General features: G+C 66.9%; 24 protein-coding genes and 1 pseudogene. 11 read left to right on the top strand and 14 right to left on the bottom strand.

Annotated features, from left to right (window positions below; genetic code table 11):
* Positions 1-19 precede the first annotated feature (19 nt).
* Positions 20-292: a cation:dicarboxylate symporter family transporter gene (locus tag A5651_RS25795; RefSeq protein WP_369803891.1), complete on the top strand. Its 273-nt coding sequence runs from the start codon at positions 20-22 to the stop codon at positions 290-292.
* Here A5651_RS25795 and A5651_RS26275 read toward each other — a convergent pair.
* From A5651_RS26275 to A5651_RS00160, 13 genes and pseudogenes are all read right to left on the bottom strand, one after another.
* Positions 185-418: pseudogene (locus A5651_RS26275) on the bottom strand (cation:dicarboxylate symporter family transporter); the annotation flags it as partial. The gene A5651_RS25795 and the pseudogene A5651_RS26275 sit on opposite strands and share 108 nt — an antisense overlap.
* Before the next feature lie 141 nt (positions 419-559).
* Positions 560-1,687, bottom strand: coding sequence for an ergothioneine biosynthesis PLP-dependent enzyme EgtE (egtE, locus tag A5651_RS00215; protein WP_066974398.1), 1,128 nt, complete (start codon positions 1,685-1,687; stop codon positions 560-562).
* A complete protein-coding gene (gene egtD / locus A5651_RS00210; RefSeq protein ID WP_066974397.1) occupies positions 1,684-2,649 on the bottom strand; it encodes an L-histidine N(alpha)-methyltransferase in 966 nt (321 codons plus the stop codon). The genes egtE and egtD overlap by 4 nt, the downstream gene beginning before the upstream one ends.
* Positions 2,646-3,341 carry an ergothioneine biosynthesis protein EgtC gene (gene egtC / locus A5651_RS00205; RefSeq protein WP_066974396.1) on the bottom strand — a complete coding sequence of 232 codons (696 nt, stop codon included), beginning with the start codon at positions 3,339-3,341 and terminating at the stop codon, positions 2,646-2,648. Before egtC ends, egtD begins: the two co-directional genes overlap by 4 nt.
* A complete protein-coding gene (gene egtB, locus A5651_RS00200; protein ID WP_066974395.1) occupies positions 3,341-4,633 on the bottom strand; it encodes an ergothioneine biosynthesis protein EgtB in 1,293 nt (430 codons plus the stop codon). The genes egtC and egtB overlap by 1 nt, the downstream gene beginning before the upstream one ends.
* The gene (gene egtA, locus A5651_RS00195; protein WP_066974394.1) at positions 4,630-5,922 is read right to left on the bottom strand and encodes an ergothioneine biosynthesis glutamate--cysteine ligase EgtA; all 1,293 of its coding nucleotides are present in this window, start codon (positions 5,920-5,922) and stop codon (positions 4,630-4,632) included. The genes egtB and egtA overlap by 4 nt, the downstream gene beginning before the upstream one ends.
* 115 nt (positions 5,923-6,037) lie before the next feature.
* Positions 6,038-6,682, bottom strand: coding sequence for a sensor domain-containing protein (locus A5651_RS00190; RefSeq protein ID WP_066974393.1), 645 nt, complete (start codon positions 6,680-6,682; stop codon positions 6,038-6,040).
* 2 nt (positions 6,683-6,684) lie between these two features.
* Positions 6,685-7,125 (bottom strand): organic hydroperoxide resistance protein, encoded by a 441-nt coding sequence (locus tag A5651_RS00185; RefSeq protein WP_066974391.1) that lies wholly within the window; start codon positions 7,123-7,125, stop codon positions 6,685-6,687.
* An 87-nt stretch (positions 7,126-7,212) separates the two neighbouring features.
* Positions 7,213-7,569 carry a hypothetical protein gene (locus A5651_RS24715; RefSeq protein ID WP_082943499.1) on the bottom strand — a complete coding sequence of 119 codons (357 nt, stop codon included), beginning with the start codon at positions 7,567-7,569 and terminating at the stop codon, positions 7,213-7,215.
* A 162-nt stretch (positions 7,570-7,731) separates the two neighbouring features.
* Complete coding sequence (locus A5651_RS00175; RefSeq protein WP_231988426.1) at positions 7,732-8,838, bottom strand: DUF4185 domain-containing protein; 1,107 nt, start codon at positions 8,836-8,838, stop codon at positions 7,732-7,734.
* 82 nt (positions 8,839-8,920) lie between these two features.
* Positions 8,921-9,955 carry an aspartate-semialdehyde dehydrogenase gene (locus tag A5651_RS00170; protein WP_066974387.1) on the bottom strand — a complete coding sequence of 345 codons (1,035 nt, stop codon included), beginning with the start codon at positions 9,953-9,955 and terminating at the stop codon, positions 8,921-8,923.
* 28 nt (positions 9,956-9,983) lie between these two features.
* A complete protein-coding gene (locus tag A5651_RS00165; protein ID WP_066974385.1) occupies positions 9,984-11,249 on the bottom strand; it encodes an aspartate kinase in 1,266 nt (421 codons plus the stop codon).
* 101 nt (positions 11,250-11,350) lie between these two features.
* Entirely contained in the window at positions 11,351-11,809 is a 459-nt protein-coding gene (locus A5651_RS00160; RefSeq protein WP_066974384.1) for a hypothetical protein, read from the bottom strand.
* Positions 11,810-11,944: 135 nt separating this feature from the next.
* On the opposite strand from A5651_RS00160, the gene A5651_RS00155 reads away from it, so the two are divergent.
* The 9 genes from A5651_RS00155 to A5651_RS00115 all read left to right on the top strand — a co-directional run bounded on the left by A5651_RS00155 (position 11,945) and on the right by A5651_RS00115 (position 21,916).
* Positions 11,945-13,198 carry an ammonium transporter gene (locus tag A5651_RS00155; RefSeq protein WP_066974403.1) on the top strand — a complete coding sequence of 418 codons (1,254 nt, stop codon included), beginning with the start codon at positions 11,945-11,947 and terminating at the stop codon, positions 13,196-13,198.
* Between the two features lie 87 nt (positions 13,199-13,285).
* Positions 13,286-14,593: a type III glutamate--ammonia ligase gene (glnT, locus tag A5651_RS00150; RefSeq protein ID WP_066974382.1), complete on the top strand. Its 1,308-nt coding sequence runs from the start codon at positions 13,286-13,288 to the stop codon at positions 14,591-14,593.
* Between the two features lie 29 nt (positions 14,594-14,622).
* A complete protein-coding gene (locus A5651_RS00145) occupies positions 14,623-15,519 on the top strand; it encodes a glutamine amidotransferase (RefSeq protein ID WP_066974380.1) in 897 nt (298 codons plus the stop codon).
* Positions 15,507-16,193 (top strand): protein glxC, encoded by a 687-nt coding sequence (locus A5651_RS00140; protein WP_066974378.1) that lies wholly within the window; start codon positions 15,507-15,509, stop codon positions 16,191-16,193. The genes A5651_RS00145 and A5651_RS00140 overlap by 13 nt, the downstream gene beginning before the upstream one ends.
* The gene (locus tag A5651_RS00135; protein WP_066974376.1) at positions 16,193-17,503 is read left to right on the top strand and encodes an FMN-binding glutamate synthase family protein; all 1,311 of its coding nucleotides are present in this window, start codon (positions 16,193-16,195) and stop codon (positions 17,501-17,503) included. Before A5651_RS00140 ends, A5651_RS00135 begins: the two co-directional genes overlap by 1 nt.
* A 60-nt stretch (positions 17,504-17,563) precedes the next feature.
* Positions 17,564-18,757 carry an FAD-binding oxidoreductase gene (locus A5651_RS00130; RefSeq protein ID WP_066974374.1) on the top strand — a complete coding sequence of 398 codons (1,194 nt, stop codon included), beginning with the start codon at positions 17,564-17,566 and terminating at the stop codon, positions 18,755-18,757.
* Positions 18,758-18,772: 15 nt separating this feature from the next.
* Complete coding sequence (locus A5651_RS00125) at positions 18,773-19,420, top strand: XRE family transcriptional regulator (RefSeq protein WP_066974372.1); 648 nt, start codon at positions 18,773-18,775, stop codon at positions 19,418-19,420.
* A 137-nt stretch (positions 19,421-19,557) separates the two neighbouring features.
* Positions 19,558-21,438, top strand: coding sequence for a 2-isopropylmalate synthase (gene leuA / locus A5651_RS00120; RefSeq protein WP_082943498.1), 1,881 nt, complete (start codon positions 19,558-19,560; stop codon positions 21,436-21,438).
* A gap of 91 nt (positions 21,439-21,529) precedes the next feature.
* Positions 21,530-21,916 carry an SHOCT domain-containing protein gene (locus A5651_RS00115; RefSeq protein ID WP_066974367.1) on the top strand — a complete coding sequence of 129 codons (387 nt, stop codon included), beginning with the start codon at positions 21,530-21,532 and terminating at the stop codon, positions 21,914-21,916.
* On the opposite strand, the gene A5651_RS00110 is transcribed toward A5651_RS00115, so the two are convergent.
* A complete protein-coding gene (locus A5651_RS00110; protein WP_066974365.1) occupies positions 21,913-22,359 on the bottom strand; it encodes a VOC family protein in 447 nt (148 codons plus the stop codon). The genes A5651_RS00115 and A5651_RS00110 overlap by 4 nt on opposite strands.
* A 45-nt stretch (positions 22,360-22,404) precedes the next feature.
* Between A5651_RS00110 and A5651_RS00105 the strand changes: the two genes are divergently transcribed.
* Entirely contained in the window at positions 22,405-23,667 is a 1,263-nt protein-coding gene (locus A5651_RS00105) for a cytochrome P450 (RefSeq protein WP_066974363.1), read from the top strand.
* Position 23,668 lies beyond the last annotated feature (1 nt).

The raw sequence follows: 23,668 nt of genomic DNA, 5'->3' as shown, positions 1-23,668 counted from the left end.
GCACGTCATCTTCTGCACGGTGGTGCTGGGCATCGGCAAGATCAGGGCGGCCGCGGTCGGCAAGGTCGGCGGCCTTGCGTTGGGCTACTTCCTGGTGATGTCGACGGTCGCGCTGGGCATAGGGCTGCTGGTCGGCAACATCATCGCGCCGGGAACCGGCCTCGACATCCCGTCCGATCCATCCAAGGCCGCCGACCTTGCCGACCGCGGCCGCCCTGATCTTGCCGATGCCCAGCACCACCGTGCAGAAGATGACGGGGATGATCATCATCTTGATGAGCTTGACGAATAGCTCGCCCAGCACGCCGAGCGATTTACCGACCTCAGGTGCCAGCAGACCGACGCCGATGCCGGCGATCACCCCGACGATCACCATGATGTAGAGCCAGTGGGTCCGGTCGCGCTTCTGCTCGGTCATGTCGGCCCCTTCGTTCTGCCTGATGGGGATAGCCACAACCGGCCGCTCTCACACGCTTTGGTGGCCGACTAGGTCGATCTTGTCGATCGGGTTGGACCGTTCGAGCATGCCGTAGGCCACCTCGCCGTGCCACCGGCCATGTCAGTTCACCGCGGTGGCCTCGGCCAACGCTTCTGAGAACTGCGCCAGGTCATCGGCGGTGGTGTCGACGTGCGGGGACACCCTCAGCACCGGCGCGGCCAATTCGAATGGCGCGCGCCGGATTTCGGCATAGGTGCTGACGATGCTGCGCTCGGCGATCAGCCAGGAGCGCACCCGCTGGGGATCGGCACCGCCGGTGGCGGCCAGCGTCGTGATCGCGGTGGGCTCGTCGACGGGCTCGACGACCCGCCATCCCGTGACGTCGGCCAGTGCGGTGCGCGTCTGCCTGCCCACATCGGCGAGCCCTGCCCGGACGGTTTCGGCGCCGACAGCCAGATATTCGCCGAGGGCAACCGAAAGCCCTACGCGCGCACCAATATTGGCTTCACCGTGCTCCAACCGCTGCAGCACTGGGATGGGCAGCCCCCACTCCGGCGGCGGCAGCCGTGGCTGCAGTTTCTCCGCCAGCGAGGGCCGCACCGCCAGCACGCCGACACCGCGCGGACCGGCGATCCATTTTCGTGAGGCCGAATAGACCGCGTCGGCTCCGACGACGCAGTCCAGGTGTCCCAGGGCCTGCGCGGCGTCGATGACCAGCGGCGCGCCTATGCCGCGACACACCTCGGCGAGTTCACGGGCCGGCTGGACGATGCCGCGGTGACTGGCCAGCGGGGTGAGGTGCACCAGGGCCGGTGGGTCGGCGGCCAGCGTCTCGGCAGCCTCATCGATGACCAGCCTGCCGTGGCCGTCGACCGGCAGGGTCCGCACCTCGAAACCGTTGGCCGCCATCACCGCGAGGTTCGGGCCATACTCGCCCGGCAGGCAGGCGACGGTGCGGGCTCCGCTCCAGCTGCTCAACAGCAGATCCAGTGCATGGTTGGCGCCGGTGGTGTAGACGACATCGTCGGCCGAGAACCCCGTAAGTGCCGCTACCGCCGCCCGGCCCGCATCCAGGGCGGGTGCGGCAGCCTCCCCCGCGACGTAGCCACCGACCTCGGCCTCGTGGCGGGCGTGCTGGGTGGCGGCGTCGATGGTCGCGAAGCTCTGTCGCGAGCATGCGCCGCTGTCGAGGTGCAGGCCGGCGACCTTCGGCCGGGCCGCCCGCCACCGCTGCGCGAGTTCGGTCATTTTATCGCCAGCGAGAGGCCGAAGTCGCCCGCGCGGTCGGTCCACCAATGCGTGCGCCGCAGCCCCGCGGCGGCAAGTTCCTGCGCGACGCCGTCGGGCCGGAATTTGCAGGACACCTCGGTCAGCATCTCCTCGCCCGCCACAAAATTCACGGTCAGATCGAGCGCCGCGATACGCACCCGCTGCGCCGAGCGCGCCCGCAGCCACATCTCGATGCGCTCCTCATCGGCGTTCCACCGGGCCACATGTGCGAACGCGTCCAGGTCGAAGTCGGCGTCGAGTTCACGGTTGACCACCGCCAGCACGTTGCGGTTGAAGCGGGCCGTCACGCCTGCGCTGTCGTCGTACGCACGCACCAAACGTCCGGTGTCCTTGACCAGATCCGTACCCAACAGCAGAGCGTCACCCGGCTGCAAAGTCTGCGAAAGCGTCGCGAGAAACTCCGCGCGCGGTCCTGGCGTCAGGTTGCCGATCGTCGAACCGAGGAACACCACCAGCCGCCGACCGACGCGCGGGATCGTGCCGAGGTGTTCTTCGAAATCGCCGCAGACCGCATCGATCTCGATCCCCGGATACTCGTTCAGGATCCCCGAGCTGGCTGCCCGCAACACCCCCGCGTCCACATCGAACGGAATGAATCGACGCAGCGATCCCGCGGCGCGCAATGCGTCGAGCAGCAACCTGGTCTTCTCCGACGTGCCGCTGCCGAGCTCCACCAGAGTGTCGGCTTGCGATGCTGCGGCGATCTCGGCCGAGCGCTCGCGCAAAATCTCGGCCTCGGCCCTGGTCGGGTAGTACTCCGGCAGGCGGGTGATCTGGTCGAACAGATCGCTGCCGACCGCATCGTAGAACCACTTGGGCGGCAACGTTTTCGGGCTTTGGGAGAGGCCGTCACGGACATCGCGGCGCAACGCCCGGACAGCCGAGTCGGCCGCGAGATGGTTCGACAGCGACAGGGTCATGCGGGTCCTTTCAGGGCAGTCAGCTCGACACGGCCGTCGGCGACGGTGACCAGGTGCCGGTCGGGAATCTCCTGCCACGCTTCGGTGTCGTCGAAGGGTTCGCTCGCCAGCACTACACCCTCGTCGCAGTGGAGCGCGAACAGCGTATCGCCCCAGGTGGTTGCGCGTAGCTCAGAACCGTTGGCAGCTAATATGTTCAGCCGTGCATTTGGGTCGCCGGCGGCGATCTCCGCGATGGTGTCGCCAAGCGCGTCGAGGCCGCGCTGAAAGATCAACGCCGCCAGCAGGGCGCTGTCATTGGTCGATTCGGCCGTGGCTGAAGCGGGCAGCACACCGCGGTCCACGAGCCCGTTGTGCGACAGCAGCCACCGGCCGTCGGTGAACGGTGCCGACGCCGACGCCTCGATCGGCATGCCGACGGTGGCCGACCGCACCGCGGCCACCACGCACCTGCTGCGCAACACCTGCGCAACGGACGCGAACGACGCGTCACCCCACAACGGTGCGGCGCTGCGCCAGCGGCGCACCACCGAGTCGTCGTCGAAGAATCCGACGCCCCACCCGTCGGCATTCATCAGGCCGTGCTTCTGTCGCCGCGGCGAATACGATTGCACGACAAGGCTGTACGGCGGGTCGAGCACCAGCGAGGCGACTGAACGCGGTTCACCGAGCCAGCCCAGATGACGACACATCAGACGTCCCAGGCCAATCGCAGCCCACTGAAAATCTGTCTGCGGATCGGGTGGTCCCAGTTGCGGAAGCTCGGCCGCAGAATGTCTGCCGCAACCGCCCATGAGCCGCCGCGCAGCACCTTGTAATCGCCAGCCCCAGACCCTTCGAAGAAGGGTTGGCTGTACTGCTCGTAGAGCATGGGTTTGAAGCCAGGCCACGGCTTCAACGGCGAGGACGTCCACTCCCACACGTCGCCGAGCATCTGTTCGGCACCGTATGCCGAGGCGCCGGCCGGATACGCGCCCACGGGTGCGGGCCGCAATGCGTCACCGCCGAGGTTGGCCAGCGCCGGCGTGGGTTCGGTTGCGCCCCAGGGGAACCGGCGACGGGCACCGGCTTGCGGGTCCCAGGCGCAGGCCTTCTCCCACTCGATCTCGGTGGGTAACCGCGCGCCTGCCCACGCGGCATACGCCTCGGCTTCGAAATACGTGATGTGCTGCACGGGTTCGTCGGAGGGAATCTCCTCGACGTGGCCGAATCGGGTTCGGGTGCCGTCTGTATTCCAGAACTGCGGTGCGCTCAAATCCGCCTCTTGGCGGTGCGACCAGCCGCGCGGCGACCACCACCGCGGCTCCTGATATCCGCCGTCGTCGACGAACTGGCGCCATTCACCGTTGGTGACGGGCACGCGGCCGATGCGGAAGTCGGCCACCTCGACCACGTGTGCGTCGCGCTCGTTGTCCAGCGAGTGCGGCTCGGTCACCGCGTCGACTCCGAGCACGAACGGTCCGCCGGGCACCAGCACCGACGTGCCGACGACTTCGGATCTGCCTGGCGGAAGCGGGGTTCCACGATCCAGCACCGGCGGCCCGGTGCGAAGGTTCAATGCCTGCAGCATCGTTTCGTCGTGCTGGTTCTCGTGGCTGATCGCCAGGCCGAAGGTAAAAGCACCCGCGGCGTCGCCGTCGGACAGCGCGTCGAGGGCATCGAGCGCCTTGCCGCGGACGGTGGCACAGTACGTCCTGGCGTCCGTCGGCGGCAGCAGCGGCAGGTTGACCCGGGTAGCGCGGGGGTTCTGGAAGGCGTCGTAGAGACGCTCGACGTCCGGGTCGAGCATGCCGGGACGGCGCGGGTCGTTACGACGCAGCAGCCAGAGTTCCTCTTGCCACCCGATGTGGGCGAGGTCCCAGGCCAATGGGCTCATCAGCGGGTCGTACTGCTGCAGCAGCTCGGCGTCGTCGAGTTCGACCAGCCGCAGCGTGCGGTCGCGCGCCTTCGTCAGCCCGTGCGCGAGCGTTTCGCGTGAGCTCACATCTCCCCTTGCGCCTGTTCGGTGACGGCGGTCGCGATGCCGCTTCTGACCACCCGGTCGGAGAAGTCGTCGGCCGGACAACGTCCCGCTTCGACCGAACGCAGCAGCCGGCCCATCGATTCCTCGAGTTCGACCGGCACGCGGTCGGCGGCCGCCTGCACGCAGCGGACCGCCGCGTCGTGCAGCCGGCGGTCGCCGAGGCCGATCTGAGCGGCGCGATCCCACGCCGTCGCGACGGGTTCGGTGGCCTCGGCGGCGATGTCGGCCGCGCCGGGGTCGTCCAGAAGCGTGGCGAGGGTGAAGACCAGCGCGGGCCAATCGGCGTCGGGCACGCTGTCGAGGTAGCGGATCTCGAGGAATCGGCGCGGCCGCACCGGCGGAAACAGCGTCGTCAGGTGGTAGTCCAGGTCGGCCACGGTGGGACGGCGGCCGCCGAGCAGCACCAGCCCGTCGGCCCAGTCGGCGAACGGTACCCAGTCGGTCACCGCGACCGCGTCCGCCTGCGGCGTGGGGTGGGTGAGCATCACCGGCGCCTTCATCGCATAACGCGCCCAATCGCTGGCAGGGTCGTCGCCGTTGACTCCGAGGGCTGGGCCGCACCGCGCCGAGTCCAGCTGGCTCCACACCCACTGCCGCGAACTGTGCCACCCGGTGAACCGTCCACCGAGCAGCGGGGAGTTGGCCGCGACGGCAACCATCGTGGGGCCCAACGCATGTGCGAGCCGAACCCGTGCCGCCCACCCAGCGGCAGGCCCGGCTTCCAGGTTGACCTGTACCGACGCCGTCGACGTCATCATCGCCGCGCCGGCCGCGCCGGTCTGGCTGGCCTGGAAGAACTGCTCCATGGCGCGGTAGCGCTCGCCGGGGTGGACTCGCTTGGTGGGACGCAGCGGATCGGCGCCGAGCAGGACCAGGCCCAAGCCGGCGTCGGCGAAGGCAGACCGCAACACCGCGCGGTCGGCGGCCATCGCGACGATCGCGGCAAGTACACCGTCGGCCGGAGGCCCGGACAATTCCACCGCCCCGCCCGGTTCGGCGGTGATCACGCCGCCGCCGGGCAGCGGGCCGACGTCGGCGATCACCGCGCTCAGCTCACCCCAGTCCGGCCTGCGGCCAGGATCAGACAGGTCGAAACAGTGCGCCTCGATCTCCAGCCCCACGCGGCCGACCGGGCCGTCGGCAAGACACGTCGCACCGATGTGCTGCGCTGCGCTGTTGGCGCTGGTCAACGGTGCCGCGGCGGCGATGGGATGCCCTTCGCCCAGCGCGGTCGTGATGGTGTCGGTCATGCCAGCCGTCCCTTCCGGCCCGGAGCGCGAACGCCGTGCCACTCCATCTTCGGGGAGGGCACCGACAAAGTCCTCTGATTTCTCACAGACAGGCGGGAGACGACCGACGGCGTGATCACTGCCCCAGGGTGTTCTGCATCGCGCCTGCCAGCACGTTCACCGCCGGGCCGCCATTGCCCGCCTGACACACTTTCGCCTGCAGCAGAACGTTCTCCCGCAGCCTCGTGGTGTTGAAGCACCGCCTGTCGGTGTCCGCTTCCTGCTTGACCCAGTCGGCGTCCGTGGCCGTCACCGGTCCGCCGGTGAACGTCCACACCTCGGTGGCCATGTTGTCCAGGTGCATGGCGGTGGTCTGGCCCGAGCATCCGACCGTGCGGTCGACCACGCGGTGAAACGCCCGGCCGGCGGCGTCGTTGGTGGCGAAGACGCCGACGGCCTGCTTGACAAAATGCGTCATGTCGGTCGCCGACTCCTGCGTCGTCGCACCGTTGAACGACGCCAGGTCGGGGTCGAGGAAGACCTCAGGCAGACCGATGTCGGCCCAGTTGTTGCACGCCGGATTGTCCACCCAGTACGACTGGAACGGATCGGTGAAGGTCGACTCGAACCGCAGCGTGGCGCCGACGATGTTGCCGACCGATCCCTTCCCGAGCACGGCGTAATTCACCACCCCGGGATCGGACGGGCGGGCGGCCGCGGGGGCGGCGACCGCGGTGCCGACGGCCAGGGTTACGGCGCAGGCGATGGCGGCCCTGCGCACGCCTAGACCTTCGCCGACAGCTTGACGTCGATGTTGCCCCGGGTGGCCTTTGAATACGGGCACACCTGATGCGCCTTCTCCATCAGTTCCTCAGCGGCGTTCTGCTCGAGCCCGGGCAGGTAGCCGATGAGATGCGCGTTGATGGCGAAACCGCCCTCGGGGTCCTTGCCGAAGCCGACCTGGGCGGTGATGCCGGTCGCGTCGTCGAGGTCGACCTTCTCGTTGCGGGCGACGAGCCGCAGCGCGCCGAGGAAGCATGCGGAGTAGCCGGCGGAGAACAACTCCTCGGGATTGGTGCCCTCGCCGCTGCCGCCCAGCTCCTTCGGCGGGCGGGTGTCCAGGTCGATCCGATTGGTCGAGGACTTCACGTGGCCGTCGCGGCCACCTCCCGTTGCGGTTGACTCTGCGGTGTAGACGACGTCGATGCCCATGGGCATGATCATGCCAGCCCGCTAGGCCCGAGGGTGAGCGCACAGCCTAGTACGCCATTGAGGGGCTTTGGCGTACCGAGGCTGCACGCTGGGCGATGACTAGGGGCGGGCGGGCGCCGTCGTCGGCGCAGAAGACGGGCTCGGCGGCTGGCCGCCGGGGCCACCCGGTCCTTCAGGGCCGAAGCCGGGGCCGCCCGGCCCGAAACCGCCGTGTGGGCCTCCCATCGGCGGTCCGCCGCGATGGAAGACCGCGACCTGGCCGTCTCCTCCTCGGTGGTGGCCACCGTGGTGGCCGCCGGCATGTGCGCCGAGGATGAAGCCGCTGAAAAAGATAACCGCGACGACGAAGACGGTGCCGGCGACGATGCCGACCCACGCGGCGACCGCGGTGAGTCGCCGACCGTGTTCGACCACGGTCGTCCGTTCCGGCTCTGGTGTAGAGGTTGTTTCGCTCATGTCTTCGAGGATGCAAGCGCCGGCCATGCGGCTGACTTGTTTTCCATATGAATTAGCTGTGAACAGAAACGGCCTAGTAATGATTCATCCAGACAGGTCAGCAGTAATCCGTTTCCGCGAATCAGGTCCGCACGGCATGGCCGCCGCGTGTGGCGCGGAAAGTCAGGCGAGTGGAAGCGTCTGCCCGGGCTTGAGCGGGTTGACCGCGAACTGAATCACGCGGTACGGCGCCTGAGCGCGCGGCAGGGTGTTCCACTGGCTGATGAACACCCGCAGCTCGTCGAGCGTCGACCCCGGCGAGATGAAACCGCCGTAGGGCTGCGCCAGCCGGTTCACCTCCGGTGGGGGCAGATCCTCAGCGGGACTGGGCCATTCGTCGGCAAAGACCACCGTCGTCACGGGCGCGGCGCCGAGCGCAGTCGGACTGTCGGCGACGCGCACCTCCATGTTGCCGGTGCTGGCGTTGAAATAGGACAGCACGGTCTTACCGTCGATCTGGCGCACGCTCATCTCACCGACCCGGTCGGGCCACAACGGCGTCGGCGGCTTACCCCAGCCCGCCGGCGACCAGCCCTGCCAGCTGCCGCGGTCGGTGAAGCTTCCGCGTTTGGCGCGGTAGAGCACCGCGGGGCCGCTGCGGTCAAAGTTGTTGGCCACGATGTACACCCAGCCAGTGGGTGAGTCGGCCGTCGGGATCGGGTCGTAGTAGCCGGTGATCTGACTCTGCCTGCCGCCCTCGTAGGCCGCGTCGCGCTGTGAGCCGGGCACCGTCGGCCAATTGCCCCGCGCCGGGTCAGCTTTCACCAGTCGCGACGTCTGCGGCCGCAGGTCCCTGGCGGTGGTAACCATCAAGTAGTTGTCGCGGTTGATCTGCACGACGCCGGCGGGCAGCTGCGACTCCCCCGGCTTCGTCGTGTCGGCAAGCAGCGGCTTGTCGGTGCCGGTGACGCCGTCATAGCGCACGCCTGCCGGGTCATCAATCGAATCGGTTTCCACGTGCAATGCGATCGGCGAGAACCAGCCGCCGAATCCCACGCCTTGGCCGGCGAAACTGTCGCCGCAGACCTGCAGGATGCCGCTGGGAAACTCCATGAACTCGCACAGGTCGGTGGCGCCGATGCCGTAATCCCTTGTCGGAGTGCCGGTTCCCGCTGTCGGACCGATGCGCATCACCTGACCTGGTGCCAGCGGCGGCAGGATGGGATCGGGTATCGGTGACGGCGGATCGGCGTGGGCGACGGGTGCCGTCGTGACCCACAAGCACGCCACCACCAACGCCGAAACGATATTCCAGCACCCAAAGTTCGAGTAACCCGGTGCTGGAATATCGTTTCGCGGCAAGGCAGCGGGGTTAGAGCTCGGCGGCCAGCAGCTCGGCGATCTGGATAGTGTTCAGCGCAGCGCCCTTTCGCAGGTTGTCGCCGGACACGAAGAGGGCGAGACCGCGGCCGTCCGGCACTCCGGGGTCCCTGCGGATCCGGCCGACCAACGACTCGTCGACCCCGGCGGCGGCCAACGGCGTCGGTACGTCGACGACCTTGACCCCCGCGGCGCCCTCCAGCAACTCACGGGCGCGTCCGGGTGAAAGTGGTTGGGAGAACTCGGCATTGATTGACAGCGAGTGTCCGGTGTACACCGGCACCCGCACACAGGTCCCACTGACCGCGAGGTCAGGGATGCCGAGGATCTTGCGACTCTCGTTGCGCAACTTCTGGTCCTCGTCAGTCTCGCCGGAGTCATCGTCGACCAGCGACCCCGCCAGGGGCACGACGTTGAACGCTATCGGCGCGACGTATTTGACCGGCGGCGGGAAATTCACCGCATTGCCGTCGGCCACCAACTCCTTGCTGGTGCCCACCACGGCGGTGGCCTGCGCGAAAAGCTCTTCAACACCGGCGATTCCGCTGCCGGAGACGGCCTGGTAGGTCGAGGCGATGATCCGCACCAGCCCGGCCTCGTCGTGCAGCGGCTTCAGCACGGGCATCGCGGCCATCGTGGTGCAGTTCGGGTTGGCGATGATGCCCTTGGGCCGGTTACGCGCGTCCCTTTCGTAGTTGACCTCGCTGACCACCAGCGGCACGTCGGGGTCTTTGCGCCACGCCGACGAGTTGTCGATCACGACGGCGCCGGCTTCGGCGAACCGCGGCGCCTGCACGCGCGACATCGAGGCGCCCGCGGAGAACAGCGCGATGTCCAGGCCGGCCGGGTCGGCGGTCGCGGCGTCCTCGACCTCGATCTGCTGTCCGCGGAATTCCAGCTTCTTGCCCTGGGAGCGGGCAGAGGCGAAGAACCGCACCGAGCTGGCCGGAAAATCCCGTTGCTCCAACAGCGTTCGCATGACCTGGCCGACCTGTCCGGTCGCCCCGACGACACCGATGTTGACCATTACTGTCCCGCTCCTCGCGTGCGCATGATTACCGCCCCGTCCCCGCGTACACCACGGCCCGTTCTTCGCCGCCGAGTCCGAACGCCTCATGCAGGGCCGCGACGGCCTTGTCCAGTTCGGTGTCCTTCACCAGTACTGAGATCCTGATCTCGGAGGTGGAGATGAGATCGATGTTCACCCCGACCTCGGCGAGAGTTTCACAGAATGTCGCCGTCACACCCGGATGGCTCCGCATGCCCGCGCCGACCAGCGACACCTTGCCGATGTGATCGTCGTACAGCACCTTGGTAAAGCCGATTTCGTTCTGCAGACTCGTCAGCTTCTCCACCGCACCGGGACCGCTGTCGCGCGAGCAGGTGAACGTGATGTCGGTCTTACCGTCCTCGACCTTGGAGATGTTCTGCAGCACCATGTCGATGTTCACGTCGGCGTCGGCGACGGCGCGGAACACCTTGGCGGCATAGCCGGGCACGTCGGGCACGCCGACGACGGTGACCTTGGCCTCGCTACGGTCGTGCGCGACTCCGGTCAGAATGGCGTCTTCCATGGGGATGTCCTCGATCGATCCTTTGACGATGGTTCCTGGCTTGTCGGTGTACGACGAGCGGACGTGAATCGGCACGTCATAGCGGCGGGCGTATTCGACGCAGCGCAACATCAATACCTTGGCCCCGCAGGCCGCCATCTCGAGCATCTCCTCGAACGAGACGGTCTCGAGGTGCCGCGCGTTGGGCACGATCCGCGGGTCGGCGCTGAAGATGCCATCCACGTCGGTGTAGATCTCACAGACGTCGGCCTTAAGCGCCGCGGCCAGCGCCACGGCCGTGGTGTCGGAGCCGCCGCGGCCGAGCGTGGTCACGTCCTTGCTGTCCTGGCTGACGCCCTGGAAGCCCGCGACGAGCACGATCAGCCCCTCGTCGAGCGCCGACCGCAGCCGGCCGGGTGTGACGTCGATGATCTTGGCGTTGCCATGGGTGCCGGTGGTGATGACCCCGGCTTGCGACCCGGTGAACGAGCGGGCCTGCGCGCCCAGCGAGTCGATGGCCATCGCCACTAGGGCGTTCGAGATTCGCTCGCCGGCGGTGAGCAGCATGTCCATCTCACGCGGGGGCGGCGCCGGACACACCTGTTTAGCCAGGTCAAGCAGGTCGTCGGTGGTGTCGCCCATAGCAGAGACCACCACGACGACATCGTTGCCCTGCTTCTTGGTTTCGACGATGCGCTCAGCGACGCGGCGGATCCGTTCGGCGTCGGAAACCGATGATCCGCCGTACTTTTGCACGACGAGCGCCACTGTCGAACCTTTCAGGTGTCCTGCGAGAATCCCACCAAGGATAAAGGCATCGCGCACTTCATTTACTCCGCCGGTAGCGCGAGGCCGTGACGCCGGTCGCGTCAGCCGCAGGCGTCGGAGAGCTTCTTCAACGTTTCGGTGATCTGGTTGTTCAACAGGTCCATCTGGAAGACCGCGGGGGGTGGCGGCGCCCCCGGCGCCCGACCCTGCGCCTCGCTTCGGACCTCGGAGATCTTGCCGACGAACTCGTTGGCAAGGGCGGCGAGCTGGGTAGCGTCGCGCGCCAACTCGGGGTCGTGCACGTTCTGCGTGCGCTCGGCCAGGCCGTCGGCCCACGCCTGGTAGGCACCTTCCTCGGCGATGTTCGGAATGCCTTCGGCGTCACGGGTCTTAGCCGCGATCTGCTCGGCTTGCGCCCGGTTGAAGTCGAGGATGTCGTTGACGGGCCGGCATTCTTCGGCCGACGGGCCGAAGAGCCCCGACCGCGACAGCGCCAGCGCGCTCAGCGCGACCACCGCGACGCCTATCGCAACCCACCACCGCCGATCGAGCCGCCTCATCGCCAGCAACTGTAGCCGGGCGCCGAGTATTAACACCCGCGCAACAAGCAAAACGAGTCCACGTAACAGAAACATCGGTTACTGCCAGTGATCGGGCGGCAAGGGGCCGCGATGACTCAGGAGAGATTTATGGACGTGAATACAGGAACCACGGCGTTCATGCTGTGTTGCATCATCGGCCTGACGTTGATGATTCCGGGGCTCGCGCTGTTTTACGGCGGCATGGTGTCGGTCAAGAGCTCCACCAACATGATGATGATGACCTTCGGCGCGTGCGCCCTGGTCGGCGTGCTGTGGGTGTTGTTCGGCTTCTCGATGACTTTCGGTACGTCCTACGGCGGATTCCTCGGCAACATCACCGAGTTCGCGGGCATGAAGGACCTACTCGAGCCGAATACGACGATCAGCGGTTTACCGGTGACCTTGTTCGCGTTGTTCCAGGCGCTATTCGCGGCCATCACCGTCGCCCTGATTTCCGGTGCCGTCGCCGATCGCATGAAGTTCAGCGCCTGGATGGTGTTCGCCGGCCTGTGGGCGATCCTGGTGTACTTCCCGGTCGCGCACTGGGTTTTCGCGTTCGACGGGGTGGTGACCGAGAACGCCGTCGGCGGTTGGATCGCCAACAAGCTGCATGCCATTGACTTCGCCGGTGGCACCGCGGTGCACATTAACGCCGGCGCGGCGGCGCTGGCCGTGGCGATCGTGCTCGGCAAGTCCGCCGGTTGGGGCACGCTCCGCAAACCGCACAATGTGCCGTTGACCCTGCTCGGCGGCGGCCTGCTCTGGGCGGGCTGGTACGCCTTCAACGGCGGTTCGGCTCTGGCCGCGGGCAACTCCGCCGCCATCGTCATGGTGACGACGTTCGTCGCCACGTGTGCCGCCACGCTGGCCTGGATCGCCGTCGAGAAGATCAAAGACGGCCACGTCACCGGCGTCGGCGCGGCGTCCGGCGCGATCACCGGGCTGGTCGCGATCACACCGGCGTGCGGTTCGGTCACGCCCGTCGGCGCGATCATTCTCGGCGCGATCGCGGGCGTCGTCTGCGTCTACGCGGTCGGGCTCAAGTCGCGGTTCGGCTACGACGACTCGCTCGACGTGGTCGGCGTGCACCTGGTCGGCGGCGTGGTCGGCACCCTGTTGATCGGCTTCCTCGCCAGCGAGAGCATGCCCAACGCCGTCAACGGCCTCTTCTACGGCGGCGGCTTCGACCAGCTGTGGCGCCAAGCCGTCGCGGCGGGCGCGGTGATGCTCTACTCGTTCGTCGTCGCGGCCATCATCGCCATCGCGATCAAGAAGACGATGGGCATCCGCATCTCGCCCGACGATGAAGAGGCGGGCATCGATGCGCTCTACCACCGCGAAGCGTCGTACGAGCTGCAAACCGCCTGACGAACAGCTCCGGCCGGCGCGGAGCCACTCGCCCGCGTCGGCCGGCTGGGTCAGTACTCGTAACGAGAGACAAGAAGGTTGCACACGATGACCCTCGACCTCGCCGCACTGGCCCAGAAGTCGGCCACCAAGTTCATCCTGGCGCTGTTCGTCGACCTGCGCGGCAAGCCGTGCGCCAAACTCGTCCCGGTCGAGGCCGTCGACCTGCTCGCCACCGAAGGCGTCGGCTTCGCCGGCTACGCCGTCGGCGCCATGGGTCAGGAGCCCAAAGACCCTGACCTGATGGCGATTCCGGATCCGGCGTCGTTCACGTCGATCCCCTTCATCAAGGACGGGCTGGCCATCGTGCACTGCGATCCGCACGTCAACGGCGAACCGTGGCCCTATGCACCACGGGTCATTCTGAAGGCACTCACCCAGCGCGCAGCCGACGCCGGCTTCGAGCCGTGGGTCGGCGCCGAAGTGGAGTACTTCCTGTTGAAGCGCAATGGCGACGGCGCGCTCTGCGTCGCCGATGCCGCCGACACCGCCGACCAGCCCTGCTATGACGCGCGCGGCGTCACCCGGATGTACGACCACCTCACGTCGATCTCCTCGGCGATGAACCAGCTCGGCTGGTCCAATTACGCCAACGACCACGAGGACGGCAACGGGCAGTTCGAGCAGAATTTCGAATTCTCCGACGCGCTGACCACCGCCGATCGGGTCGTCACATTGCGCTATCTGCTGTCGGTGATTGCCGCCGACCGCGGCATGGTGGCGACGTTCATGCCCAAGCCGTTTGCCGACAAGACCGGCAGCGGACTGCATCTACACCTGTCACTCACCAGCGGTGGAACTCCGGTCTTTCCCGCTGACGACGACCAGCGCGGCCTCGGCCTGTCGGAGACTGCCTACGGATTCATCGGCGGCATCCTCGAACACGCCTGTGCCTTGCAAGCGGTGGTGGCCCCAACAGTCAACTCCTACAAGCGAACCGGCGCGCTGTCGACGGCGTCGGGCGCCTCCTGGGCGCCGAGGACCCCCACGTACGGGGGCAACGACCGCACCCACTACATCCGTGTGCCCGACTCGGCACGAATCGAATTGCGCGGCGGTGACGGATCGGCCAACCCGTACCTGGCGATCGCGGCGGCACTGGGCGCAGGCATCGACGGGATCAAGCGCAGCGCTGACCCCGGTGCGGTCGGTGGCGGCTCCACGGGAAAACCGCTGCCGCCCACGTTGTTGCACGCGGTCGACGAACTCGAGGCCGACCCGGTCATCAGCGGGGTGCTCGACGCCGCGGGTGATGGCGTCGCCGCCTACTTCGCCGGCATCAAGCGCGACGAGTTCTTCGCCTACCACGGCTCGGTTTCGCCGTGGGAGATCGACCATTACCTGACTGCCTTCTAGACGAAGCCGAAAGACAGAGGAGTTAAGGCATGTGCGGGATCGTCGGGTTGCATCTGCGCGCCCGCGAGTTGTACCCCAGGCTGGGGCAGCTGCTCACTGGGATGCTGTGCGAGATGGGCAACCGCGGCAGCGACTCGGCCGGAGTCGCGATCTACGGTGACCCGGTCTGGTCACCCCCGGGACGGGGCGTCGTCTCTATGGTCGACGCCTCCGCTGATGCGGACGCCGTCGCCGCAACCATCGGCGAAGTCCTCGGCGACCCCCCAGACGTGCTGGCCGTCGGCACCACGCTCCTGGTGTCGGCTGACGTCGGCTCGTCGGTTCTCCTCGACGCGGTCAAGTCGACTTACCCGCGCGCGCTGGTCGCCGGGTTCGGCGCGGACATGGCCGTGCTCAAAGGTGTCGGACACCCGAAAGCGTTGACCGGCAGGTGGGACCTGACCAAGGCGCAGGGATGGCAGGGCGTCGGGCACACCCGGATGGCGACCGAATCTGCGGTGACACCCGCCGGTTGCCACCCCTATACCGTCGGACCCGAACAATGCATGGTCCACAACGGTTCGTTCGCAAACCATGCCACGATCAGGCGCCGACTACGGTCCGCTGGAATCGAATTCGACAGCAACAACGACACCGAAGTGGGAGCGCGGTTCATCGCCAAGCAATTGGCCGACGGCCGCACCGTCGAATCCGCGCTGAAGGAACTGTGCGCAACCTTCGACGGGTTCTACACGCTGCTCGTGTCCGACCGCGACTCGTTCGCGGTAGTTCGCGACGCGATCGCTTGCAAGCCAGCAGTGATCGCCGAGACCGACGGCTGGGTTGCAGTCAGCAGCGAATACCGCGCGCTCGCAGGCCTTCCCGGCGTCGAACACGCCACCATCTGGGAACCCGAGCCTGAGGCGGTCTACGCATGGACACGGTAGTCGCGTTCGACCTGCGAAACACACCGCTGCGGGACGTCAACGCAGCCCTGCACGCTCCCGACCTGTCCGGTGAGTTCGTCATCACCCACCCCGACGGGGCGCATAGTGTCGCAGTCGGAGTGAATGCACCGGTGAAGATCACCGTCGAAGGTCATGTCGGCTACTACGCGGCGGGGATGAACCAGCAAGCCGAAATCGTGATCAACGGCAACGCCGGCACCGGTGTCGCCGAGAACATGATGAGCGGTTCGGTGTGGGTGCAGGGCGACACTTCCCAGTCTGCGGGCGCGAGCGCCCACGGTGGACTGCTGGTTGTCGAGGGCAATGCCGCTGCGCGGTGCGGTATCTCGATGAAGGGAATCGACATCGTCATCGGTGGCAGCGTCGGCCACATGAGCGCGTTCATGGCTCAGGCGGGCCGCCTGGTGATCCGCGGCGATGCCGGCGAGGCGCTGGGCGACTCGATCTACGAAGCACGCATCTACATCCGCGGCGAAGTGGCATCCCTTGGCGCCGATTGCGTCGCCAAGAAAATGCGCGACGAGCACCATCAGGAGCTCGAACACCTCTTGAAAGCGGCCGGTTTCCCCGACGACGACACCGGCTCGTACACGCGGTACGGATCTGCACGCACCCTTTACCACTTCCATGTCGACAATTCCACGAGTTACTGATGACCAACTGGGCACTGCGCGAATCCGCGACCTTCGACCGCCACACGATCGCGGCCATCCAGCGCGCAAGCGAGACGGGTGTCTACGACATCCGCGGGTGGGGCGCCAAGCGGCGCCTGCCGCATTTCGACGACCTGCTGTTCCTCGGCGCGTCGATGTCGCGCTATCCGTTGGAGGGTTACCGCGAACGCTGCGGCACCGACGTCGTTCTCGGCGCCAGGCACGCCAAACATCCTCTGCACCTGGACATCCCGGTCACGATCGCCGGCATGTCCTTCGGCGCCCTTTCGGGCCCCGCCAAGGAAGCCCTGGGCCGCGGCGCCAGCGAGGTCGGCACGTCAACCACCACCGGCGATGGTGGCATGACACCCGAGGAGCGCGGGCAGAGCAAATACCTTGTCTACCAATATCTTCCGTCGCGCTACGGGATGAACCCCGACGACCTGCGCAAGGCCAATGCGATCGAGGTCGTGCTCGGACAGGGCGCCAAACCCGGCGGCGGCGGCATGCTCCTCGGCCAGAAGATCTCCCCGCGCGTCGCGGGCATGCGAACCCTGCCCGAAGGAATCGACCAGCGGTCGGCATGCCGGCATCCGGACTGGACGGGTCCCGACGACCTCACGATCAAGATCAACGAATTGCGCGAGATCACCGACTGGGAAAAGCCCATCTACGTGAAGGTCGGAGCGACGAGAACGTATTACGACGTGAAACTCGCCGTGCACGCGGGCGCAGACGTCGTGGTGGTCGACGGCATGCAGGGCGGCACCGCGGCTACTCAAGAGGTGTTCATCGAACACGTCGGCGTCCCGACGCTGGCTGCCGTCCCGGAGGCCGTGCAGGCGTTGCAGGAACTCGGTGTACACCGCGACGGGGTTCAGCTCGTCGTGTCCGGCGGCATCCGCACCGGCGCCGATGTCGCCAAGGCGATCGCGCTCGGGGCGGACGCCGTCGCGATCGGCACCGCTGCCCTGATTGCGTTGGGCGACAACCATCCTCAATACGCCGCCGAGTACGAGAAGCTCGGCAGCGCCGCCGGCTTCTTCGACGACTTCCAGGACGGCACCGACCCCGCGGGAATCAGCACTCAAGATCCGGAGCTGGCCGCGCGGTTCGACGCCGTCGAGGGCGGCCGCCGATTGGCCAATTATCTGCGCGTGCTGACAATGGAAGCCCAGACCATCGCCCGTGCCTGCGGCAAGTCACACGTGCTGCACCTGGAGCCCGAGGACCTGGTCGCGGTGACCATCGAGGCGGCCGCCATGGCGAGGGTGCCGCTGGCGGGAACGAACTGGATTCCCGGCCGATGAGCGCTTGCGCGAAGAGCAGAGGACACCGATGAGCGCTTGCGCGAAGAGCAGAGGACACCGATGAGCGCTTGCGCTCGCGCGGACGTGGTCATCGTCGGCGGCGGGATCGAGGGTGCCGCCGCGGCCTGGGCACTGAGCGAGCGCGGCGTCACCGATGTGTTCGTCGCCGAGCGGAATACGGTCGGCTCCGGCATGACGGGCAAATCGAGCGGCATCGTCCGATGCCACTACGGTGTCAGCTCGTTGGCGGCGATGGCCGCCGACGGGCTCGAGGTCTTCGAAAGGGCCGACGAGATCTTCGGCAGCGACATCGGTTTCCGTCAGACGGGTTACGTGGTCGGGGTGGGCGAACCGAACGTCGAGTCGCTGCGCAAAAGCATGGCGGCACAACGTGCGGTCGGCGTGCAGACCGAGGAGATCAAACACAGCGATGTAGCCGAGATGTGGCCGTTCGCCGACCTGTCGCCGTTCGCCGCGTTCGGCTGGGAGGCCCGTGGTGGTTACGGCGACGCATACCGCACCGCCCAGGCGTTCGCGGGCTCAGCCCGCGCGGCTGGCGCGCGAATCCGACAGGGCGCCAACGTCACCGAGTTGATGCTCGCCGGTGACCGAGTAGCGGGCATCCGGCTCGCCGATGGCAGCACGGTCTCGGCGGGTGCCGTCGTCGTCGCCACCGGCGTATGGACGAGGCCGTTCCTCGAGCGCTACGGCGTCGACATCCCCATCCGCGTGGTGCGTGAGCAGATCGTCACCATCGATCCCGGTGTTTCGACCGGCAAGATACCGGTCTTCTCCGACCTGGTCTCGCTGCAGTACGTCCGCCCCGAAGTGGGCGGCGACATCCTGTTCGGCAACAGCGACCTGGCCGACGTCGTGGAGGCCGACCCGGACAGCTACCTCAACCGCGCCACCGAAGCGTTCGTCGACCTTACGGTCGATAAGGTGGGCACCAGGTTCCCCGGCTTCTCCCACGCGGCGATCAGGTCGAGCTACGCGGGTTGCTACGACGTCACGCCGGACTGGAACCCGGTTATCAGCAGGGGGCCACTGGAGGGCCTGTTCATCGCGGCGGGGTTCAGCGGTCACGGCTTCAAGATCGCTCCGGCGGTCGGCCGATTGCTTGCCGACCTCCTCGTCGACGGGCGCAGCAGTGATCCTCGCATCCCAGACAGCGATTTCCGGCTGTCCAGGTTCGCCGAGGGTGACCCGCTGACGAGTCCGTATCCCTATGCCGGCGCGGGCCAGATGCGATGATTTCGCACAGGAACCATGTCTGACGTCCCGTTGCTGCGCAACAGGTCCGGCACCGCGCGTGACCGCGACCCGCACGAGCCTGTCGAGGAACTCGAGATCGAGGCGGCGATCGCGCGCAACGTGCGGCAGCTTCGCCAGCAGCTGGGTCTGACCGTCGCCGAGATGGCCGCCCGAGTCGGCATCTCCAAGGCAATGATGTCCAAAATCGAGAACACTCAGACGTCGTGCAGCCTCAGCACGCTTGCGTTGCTGGCCAAGGGTTTCGATGTCCCGGTGTCGAGCCTGTTTCGCGGCGCAGACGTCGAACGGCCTGCGGCCTTCGTGAAAGCGGGAAGCGGCGCGCGCATCGTGCGTAACGGCACTCGCGAGGGGCACGAGTATCAGCTGTTGGGATCTCTGCGTGGCGAGCACAAGCGTCTGGAGTGCTTGCACGTCACGCTGTCGGAGAAGAGCCGCACATATCCGCTGTTTCAGCACCCCGGCACGGAGTTCATCTACATGCTCGAGGGTGTCATGGACTACAGCCACAGCCGTTCGGTCTACCGGTTGCACCCCGGCGACTCGCTTCAAATCGACGGCGAAGGCGCGCACGGCCCGGCCGACCTCGTTGAGCTGCCAATCCGCTTCCTGTCGGTGATCGCGTTCCCCGACTCCCAGGTCTGAGGCCCGTCGCGCATTTTGGACCTGCACCGACGCCGGAGTACAGTGGGCGTCACCATGATTCTGGTGCAGCGGGTGCTCCTTCTCGGCAGCCGCGACGGGGTCTGATCCAGACCGGCTTCCCGTCGCGGGTCTTCGCGATGCGCCGGTCGAGTCCCCACAACTCCCGGAGCAACAGCGTGACTACCTTCTCGACAACCACTTCTGATTCGTCCGACGCCTATTCGTCAGTGCGTCAGATCACCAAACCGGCCGGCCCCTCGAACCCCGGCCAACCCGCATGGAACACCCAGCGCGCGTCGGCCATGCCCGTCAACCGCTACCGCAGCTTCGCCGACGAGGTGCCGGGCGGGAGCCCGGCGTTCAGCACAGGAAACGTTCCTTTTGACCGCACCTGGCCCGACAGGGTGATCGACCGCGCCCCGATGTGGTGTGCCGTCGACCTGCGCGACGGCAACCAGGCGCTGATCGACCCGATGAGCCCTGCCCGCAAGCGCCGCATGTTCGACCTGCTGGTGCGCATGGGCTACAAGGAGATCGAGGTCGGCTTCCCGTCGGCCAGCCAGACCGATTTCGACTTCGTCCGCGAAATCATCGCCGAGGGCGCCATTCCCGACGACGTGACGATCCAGGTTCTGACGCAGTGCCGGCCCGAGCTGATCGAGCGGACCTTCGAGGCGTGCCAGGGCGCGCCGCGGGCGATCGTGCACTTTTACAACTCGACGTCGATCCTGCAGCGGCGGGTGGTCTTCCGCGCCGACCGGGATGCGGTGAAGGCCATCGCGACCGACGGCGCGCGGATGTGCGTCGAGGAGGCCAAGAAGTACCCGGACACGCTGTGGCGCTTCGAGTACAGCCCGGAGTCCTACACCGGCACGGAGCTGGAGTACGCCGTCGATGTGTGTAACTCCGTCGCCGAGATCATCGCGCCCACCCCCGATGCGCCGTTGATCGTGAACCTGCCCGCGACCGTCGAGATGGCCACCCCGAACGTGTACGCCGACTCGATCGAGTGGATGCATCGGCACCTGGCCCCGCGGGACTCGATCATCCTGAGCCTGCACCCGCACAATGACCGCGGAACCGCTGTGGCGGCAGCCGAATTGGGTTATCAGGCGGGCGCTGACCGCATCGAGGGCTGCCTGTTCGGCAACGGCGAGCGCACTGGCAACGTCTGCCTGGTCACGTTGGGGCTGAACCTGTTCTCCCGCGGCGTCGACCCGCAGATCGACTTCTCCAACATCGACGAGATCCGCCGCACCGTCGAGTACTGCAACCAGCTGCCGGTACCCGAACGACATCCGTACGGCGGCGATCTGGTCTACACGGCGTTCTCCGGCAGCCATCAGGACGCGATCAACAAGGGTCTGGATGCGATGAAAGCCGATGCGGACGCCGCCGACTCGGATGTTGATGACCTGCTGTGGCAGGTGCCGTATCTGCCCATCGATCCCCGCGACGTCGGACGCACCTACGAGGCCGTCATCCGGGTGAATTCCCAGTCCGGCAAGGGCGGGGTGGCCTACATCATGAAGGCCGATCACGGGCTGGCGCTGCCGCGGCGGCTGCAGATCGAGTTCAGCCAGGCGATCCAGAAGATCACCGACGGCGAGGGCGGCGAGGTGTCCCCCAAGGAGATGTGGGACGTCTTCGCCGAGGAATACCTGGCGCCGATCCGGCCGTTGGAGCGGATCCGGCAGAAAGTCACCGCCTCGGAGGTCGACGGCGGCACCGACACCATCGAGGCGGTCGTCAAGGTCGACGGTGTCGAACGCGAGATCGTCGGCGCTGGCAACGGCCCGCTCGCCGCCTTCGTTGATGCACTGGGCGCCATAGGTTTTGACGTCTCGGTGCTGGACTACTCCGAGCACGCACTGTCGGCGGGCGAAGAGGCGCAGGCCGCTGCATACGTCGAGGCATCGATCGGCGGCAAGACGGTCTGGGGTGTCGGGATCGCGACGTCGATCACCACGGCTTCGCTGCGCGCGGTGGTGTCGGCGGTCAACCGCGCCGCGCGCTGAGTCTCCGCAAAGCCCGCACTGATCAGCCGCTGGGCGCGCAGAATGGGAGGCGCATCGTGTGCCTCAAGCGAGCAGCCAACCAAGGAGCGGTATGAACTGGGGTCCGACCTGGGATTTCCTCTGGCACTTTCTGATCATCTTCGCGTGGATCGCCTACCTTCTTGTGCTCTTCCAGATCCTCACCGACCTGTTTTGGCGTGACCACACCACCAGGGGCTGGGTGAAGGCGCTGTGGGTGATCTTCCTGCTGGTCTTTCCGTGGCTCACCGCGCTGATCTATCTGATCGCCCGCGGCCAGGGCATGACCGAGCGGGCGCGAGCGGCGGCAGCGGCGGCCAAGCAGGAGACCGACGAATACATCCGCACGACGGCGGGCCGGTCACCCGCCCAGGAGATAGCCGACGCGAAGGCGCTGCTGGAGGCCGGAACGATCTCGCAAGCCGAGTTCGATGCGCTGAAGGCCAAGGCGCTCGCTTAAGGCCGCGGCGGCAGATTGGCCTGCCAGCTTTCGGGTAGCAGCTCGATCAGCTGCCCGTCGGGGTCGCGAATCATCGCGAACTGGTCGGTGGCCGAGACGACGGCTCCACCGTAGCTCTCGACCTGGGCCAACACGTCGGCCAGATCGGACACCGACAGCGATATGTGGGTGAGCCCTACTTCGTCCATCACCCGCTGCGGTCCGGTGCGCACGTCGCGCTTTAAATAGTCGATGAGCTCCAGCACGAACCCGTCGCGGACCAGATATGTCGCGCACACCCCGAGCGGCGGTTCCAACTGGAGAAGCGCGGCGGTGGCTGCGTCGGGAAGCTCGAGGTCCCACCAGAATTGGAAGCCCAGCAGACCCTCGTAGAACCGGCGCGACCGCTTGCGGTCGGTGACGCACAGCCCGACATGGTTGAAGACCGTTCGGTGATTTGGCACAGCCGACCTTTCTGCCGCGGCTTGTAAAGATGCAAAGATAGCGTAATGGCCCGTCCGAACGTCAGCGCCGATGTGATCGTCGACTTCGACCACCACTCCGGCGACTACCACCGCAACGAGCTCGCGATCAACGCAGAGTTGCGCCGCCGGTGTCCGGTGGCGTGGAACGAGAACTACGGCGGGTTCTGGTTCGTCACCGGCTATACCGAGGTGGCCGAGGCTGCGCGCGACGGCGAGACGTTTGCGCACAGGTACGAGCCCGACGCCGCCGACGGCGTGAATTATCAAGGGGAGATGGGTGTTCCGCGACCCGAGGGGCAACCACCACTGGGCATCGGCGAGGTGGACGGCGCCTATCACCTGGCGCTGCGGCGGGCGCTCACTCCGTTCTTCTCCAGCGGCACCGTCGAGAAGATGCGGCCGTTCATGGAGCAGTCGGTGCACTGGTTTCTCGACCAGCACATCGCCGACGGCCGGATGGACCTGGTGGATGACTACGCCAGCCCGGTGCCGGCGATCCTGACGATGCGGCTGATGGGTCTGCCCCACAACAACTGGCGGCGGTATGCCAACCTGTTCCATTCGGTGATGGCCGCCTCCGGCGGTGAGGAGTACGACAGGGCGATCGCCGAAGTCCCCGCGATGCTCGACGGCCTGCTGCGGTTCACAGCGGCGCGGCGGGCCGACCCCGGTGACGACCTGACGAGCTTTCTCGTCCGCTTCGAGTTCGAAGGAAAGCGGTTGAGCGACAACCAACTTCTCGACATCCTGTGGAACCTGATCGGCGGCGGGGTGGACACCACGACATCGCTGACGGCGCTCAGCCTGCTGCATCTCGGCACGCATCCGCGGCTGCGGCAGCAACTCATCGACCGCCCCGATTTGTATCGCACTGCGACAGAGGAGTTTCTGCGCTACTGCTCGGTGAACAAGCAGCTCAGCCGCACGGTCAGCCGCGACACCGTCCTTGGCGGCCAACGGCTTCGGCGTGACGATCGGGTGCTGATCAGCTGGATCGCCGCCAACCACGACGAGCGCGAGTTCGAGCACCCCGACGAAGTGGTGCTGGACCGCTCACCCAACCGGCACGTCGCGTTCGGTCTCGGGCCGCACCGCTGCATCGGCGCGCCGCTGGCCCGGGTGATGTTCGAAGTGATGGTCAAGGCGGTCCTCGACCGGATGCCCGACTACCGGGTCGACCTCGACGGCGTGCGCATGTATGCAGGCAATCCCACGATGACCGGGTTGGGCAAGCTGCCGGTGACGTTCACTCCCGGCGAGTCGCTGGGCACTGCACAGCCGGTGTGAC

Origin of the sequence: Mycobacterium sp. 1274761.0, assembly GCF_001668615.1 — a bacterium.
GTDB lineage: Bacteria > Actinomycetota > Actinomycetes > Mycobacteriales > Mycobacteriaceae > Mycobacterium.
The sequence above is the reverse complement of the archived record's forward strand: the minus strand, read 5'-3'. Positions and strand labels throughout refer to the sequence as shown.

Coding starts and splice junctions, on each gene's coding strand:
- glnT (WP_066974382.1), top strand. CDS start 13,286: ATGACCCTCGACCTCGCCGCACTGGCCCAGAAGTCGGCCACCAAGTTC.
- A5651_RS00145 (WP_066974380.1), top strand. CDS start 14,623: ATGTGCGGGATCGTCGGGTTGCATCTGCGCGCCCGCGAGTTGTACCCC.
- A5651_RS00115 (WP_066974367.1), top strand. CDS start 21,530: ATGAACTGGGGTCCGACCTGGGATTTCCTCTGGCACTTTCTGATCATC.
- A5651_RS00125 (WP_066974372.1), top strand. CDS start 18,773: ATGTCTGACGTCCCGTTGCTGCGCAACAGGTCCGGCACCGCGCGTGAC.
- A5651_RS00105 (WP_066974363.1), top strand. CDS start 22,405: ATGGCCCGTCCGAACGTCAGCGCCGATGTGATCGTCGACTTCGACCAC.
- A5651_RS00160 (WP_066974384.1), bottom strand. CDS start 11,809: ATGAGGCGGCTCGATCGGCGGTGGTGGGTTGCGATAGGCGTCGCGGTG.
- A5651_RS00135 (WP_066974376.1), top strand. CDS start 16,193: ATGACCAACTGGGCACTGCGCGAATCCGCGACCTTCGACCGCCACACG.
- A5651_RS00130 (WP_066974374.1), top strand. CDS start 17,564: ATGAGCGCTTGCGCTCGCGCGGACGTGGTCATCGTCGGCGGCGGGATC.
- egtE (WP_066974398.1), bottom strand. CDS start 1,687: ATGACCGAACTCGCGCAGCGGTGGCGGGCGGCCCGGCCGAAGGTCGCC.
- A5651_RS00170 (WP_066974387.1), bottom strand. CDS start 9,955: ATGGTCAACATCGGTGTCGTCGGGGCGACCGGACAGGTCGGCCAGGTC.
- egtC (WP_066974396.1), bottom strand. CDS start 3,341: ATGTGTCGTCATCTGGGCTGGCTCGGTGAACCGCGTTCAGTCGCCTCG.
- egtD (WP_066974397.1), bottom strand. CDS start 2,649: ATGACCCTGTCGCTGTCGAACCATCTCGCGGCCGACTCGGCTGTCCGG.
- A5651_RS00140 (WP_066974378.1), top strand. CDS start 15,507: ATGGACACGGTAGTCGCGTTCGACCTGCGAAACACACCGCTGCGGGAC.
- egtA (WP_066974394.1), bottom strand. CDS start 5,922: ATGACCGACACCATCACGACCGCGCTGGGCGAAGGGCATCCCATCGCC.
- A5651_RS00185 (WP_066974391.1), bottom strand. CDS start 7,125: ATGATCATGCCCATGGGCATCGACGTCGTCTACACCGCAGAGTCAACC.
- leuA (WP_082943498.1), top strand. CDS start 19,558: ATGCGCCGGTCGAGTCCCCACAACTCCCGGAGCAACAGCGTGACTACC.
- A5651_RS24715 (WP_082943499.1), bottom strand. CDS start 7,569: ATGAGCGAAACAACCTCTACACCAGAGCCGGAACGGACGACCGTGGTC.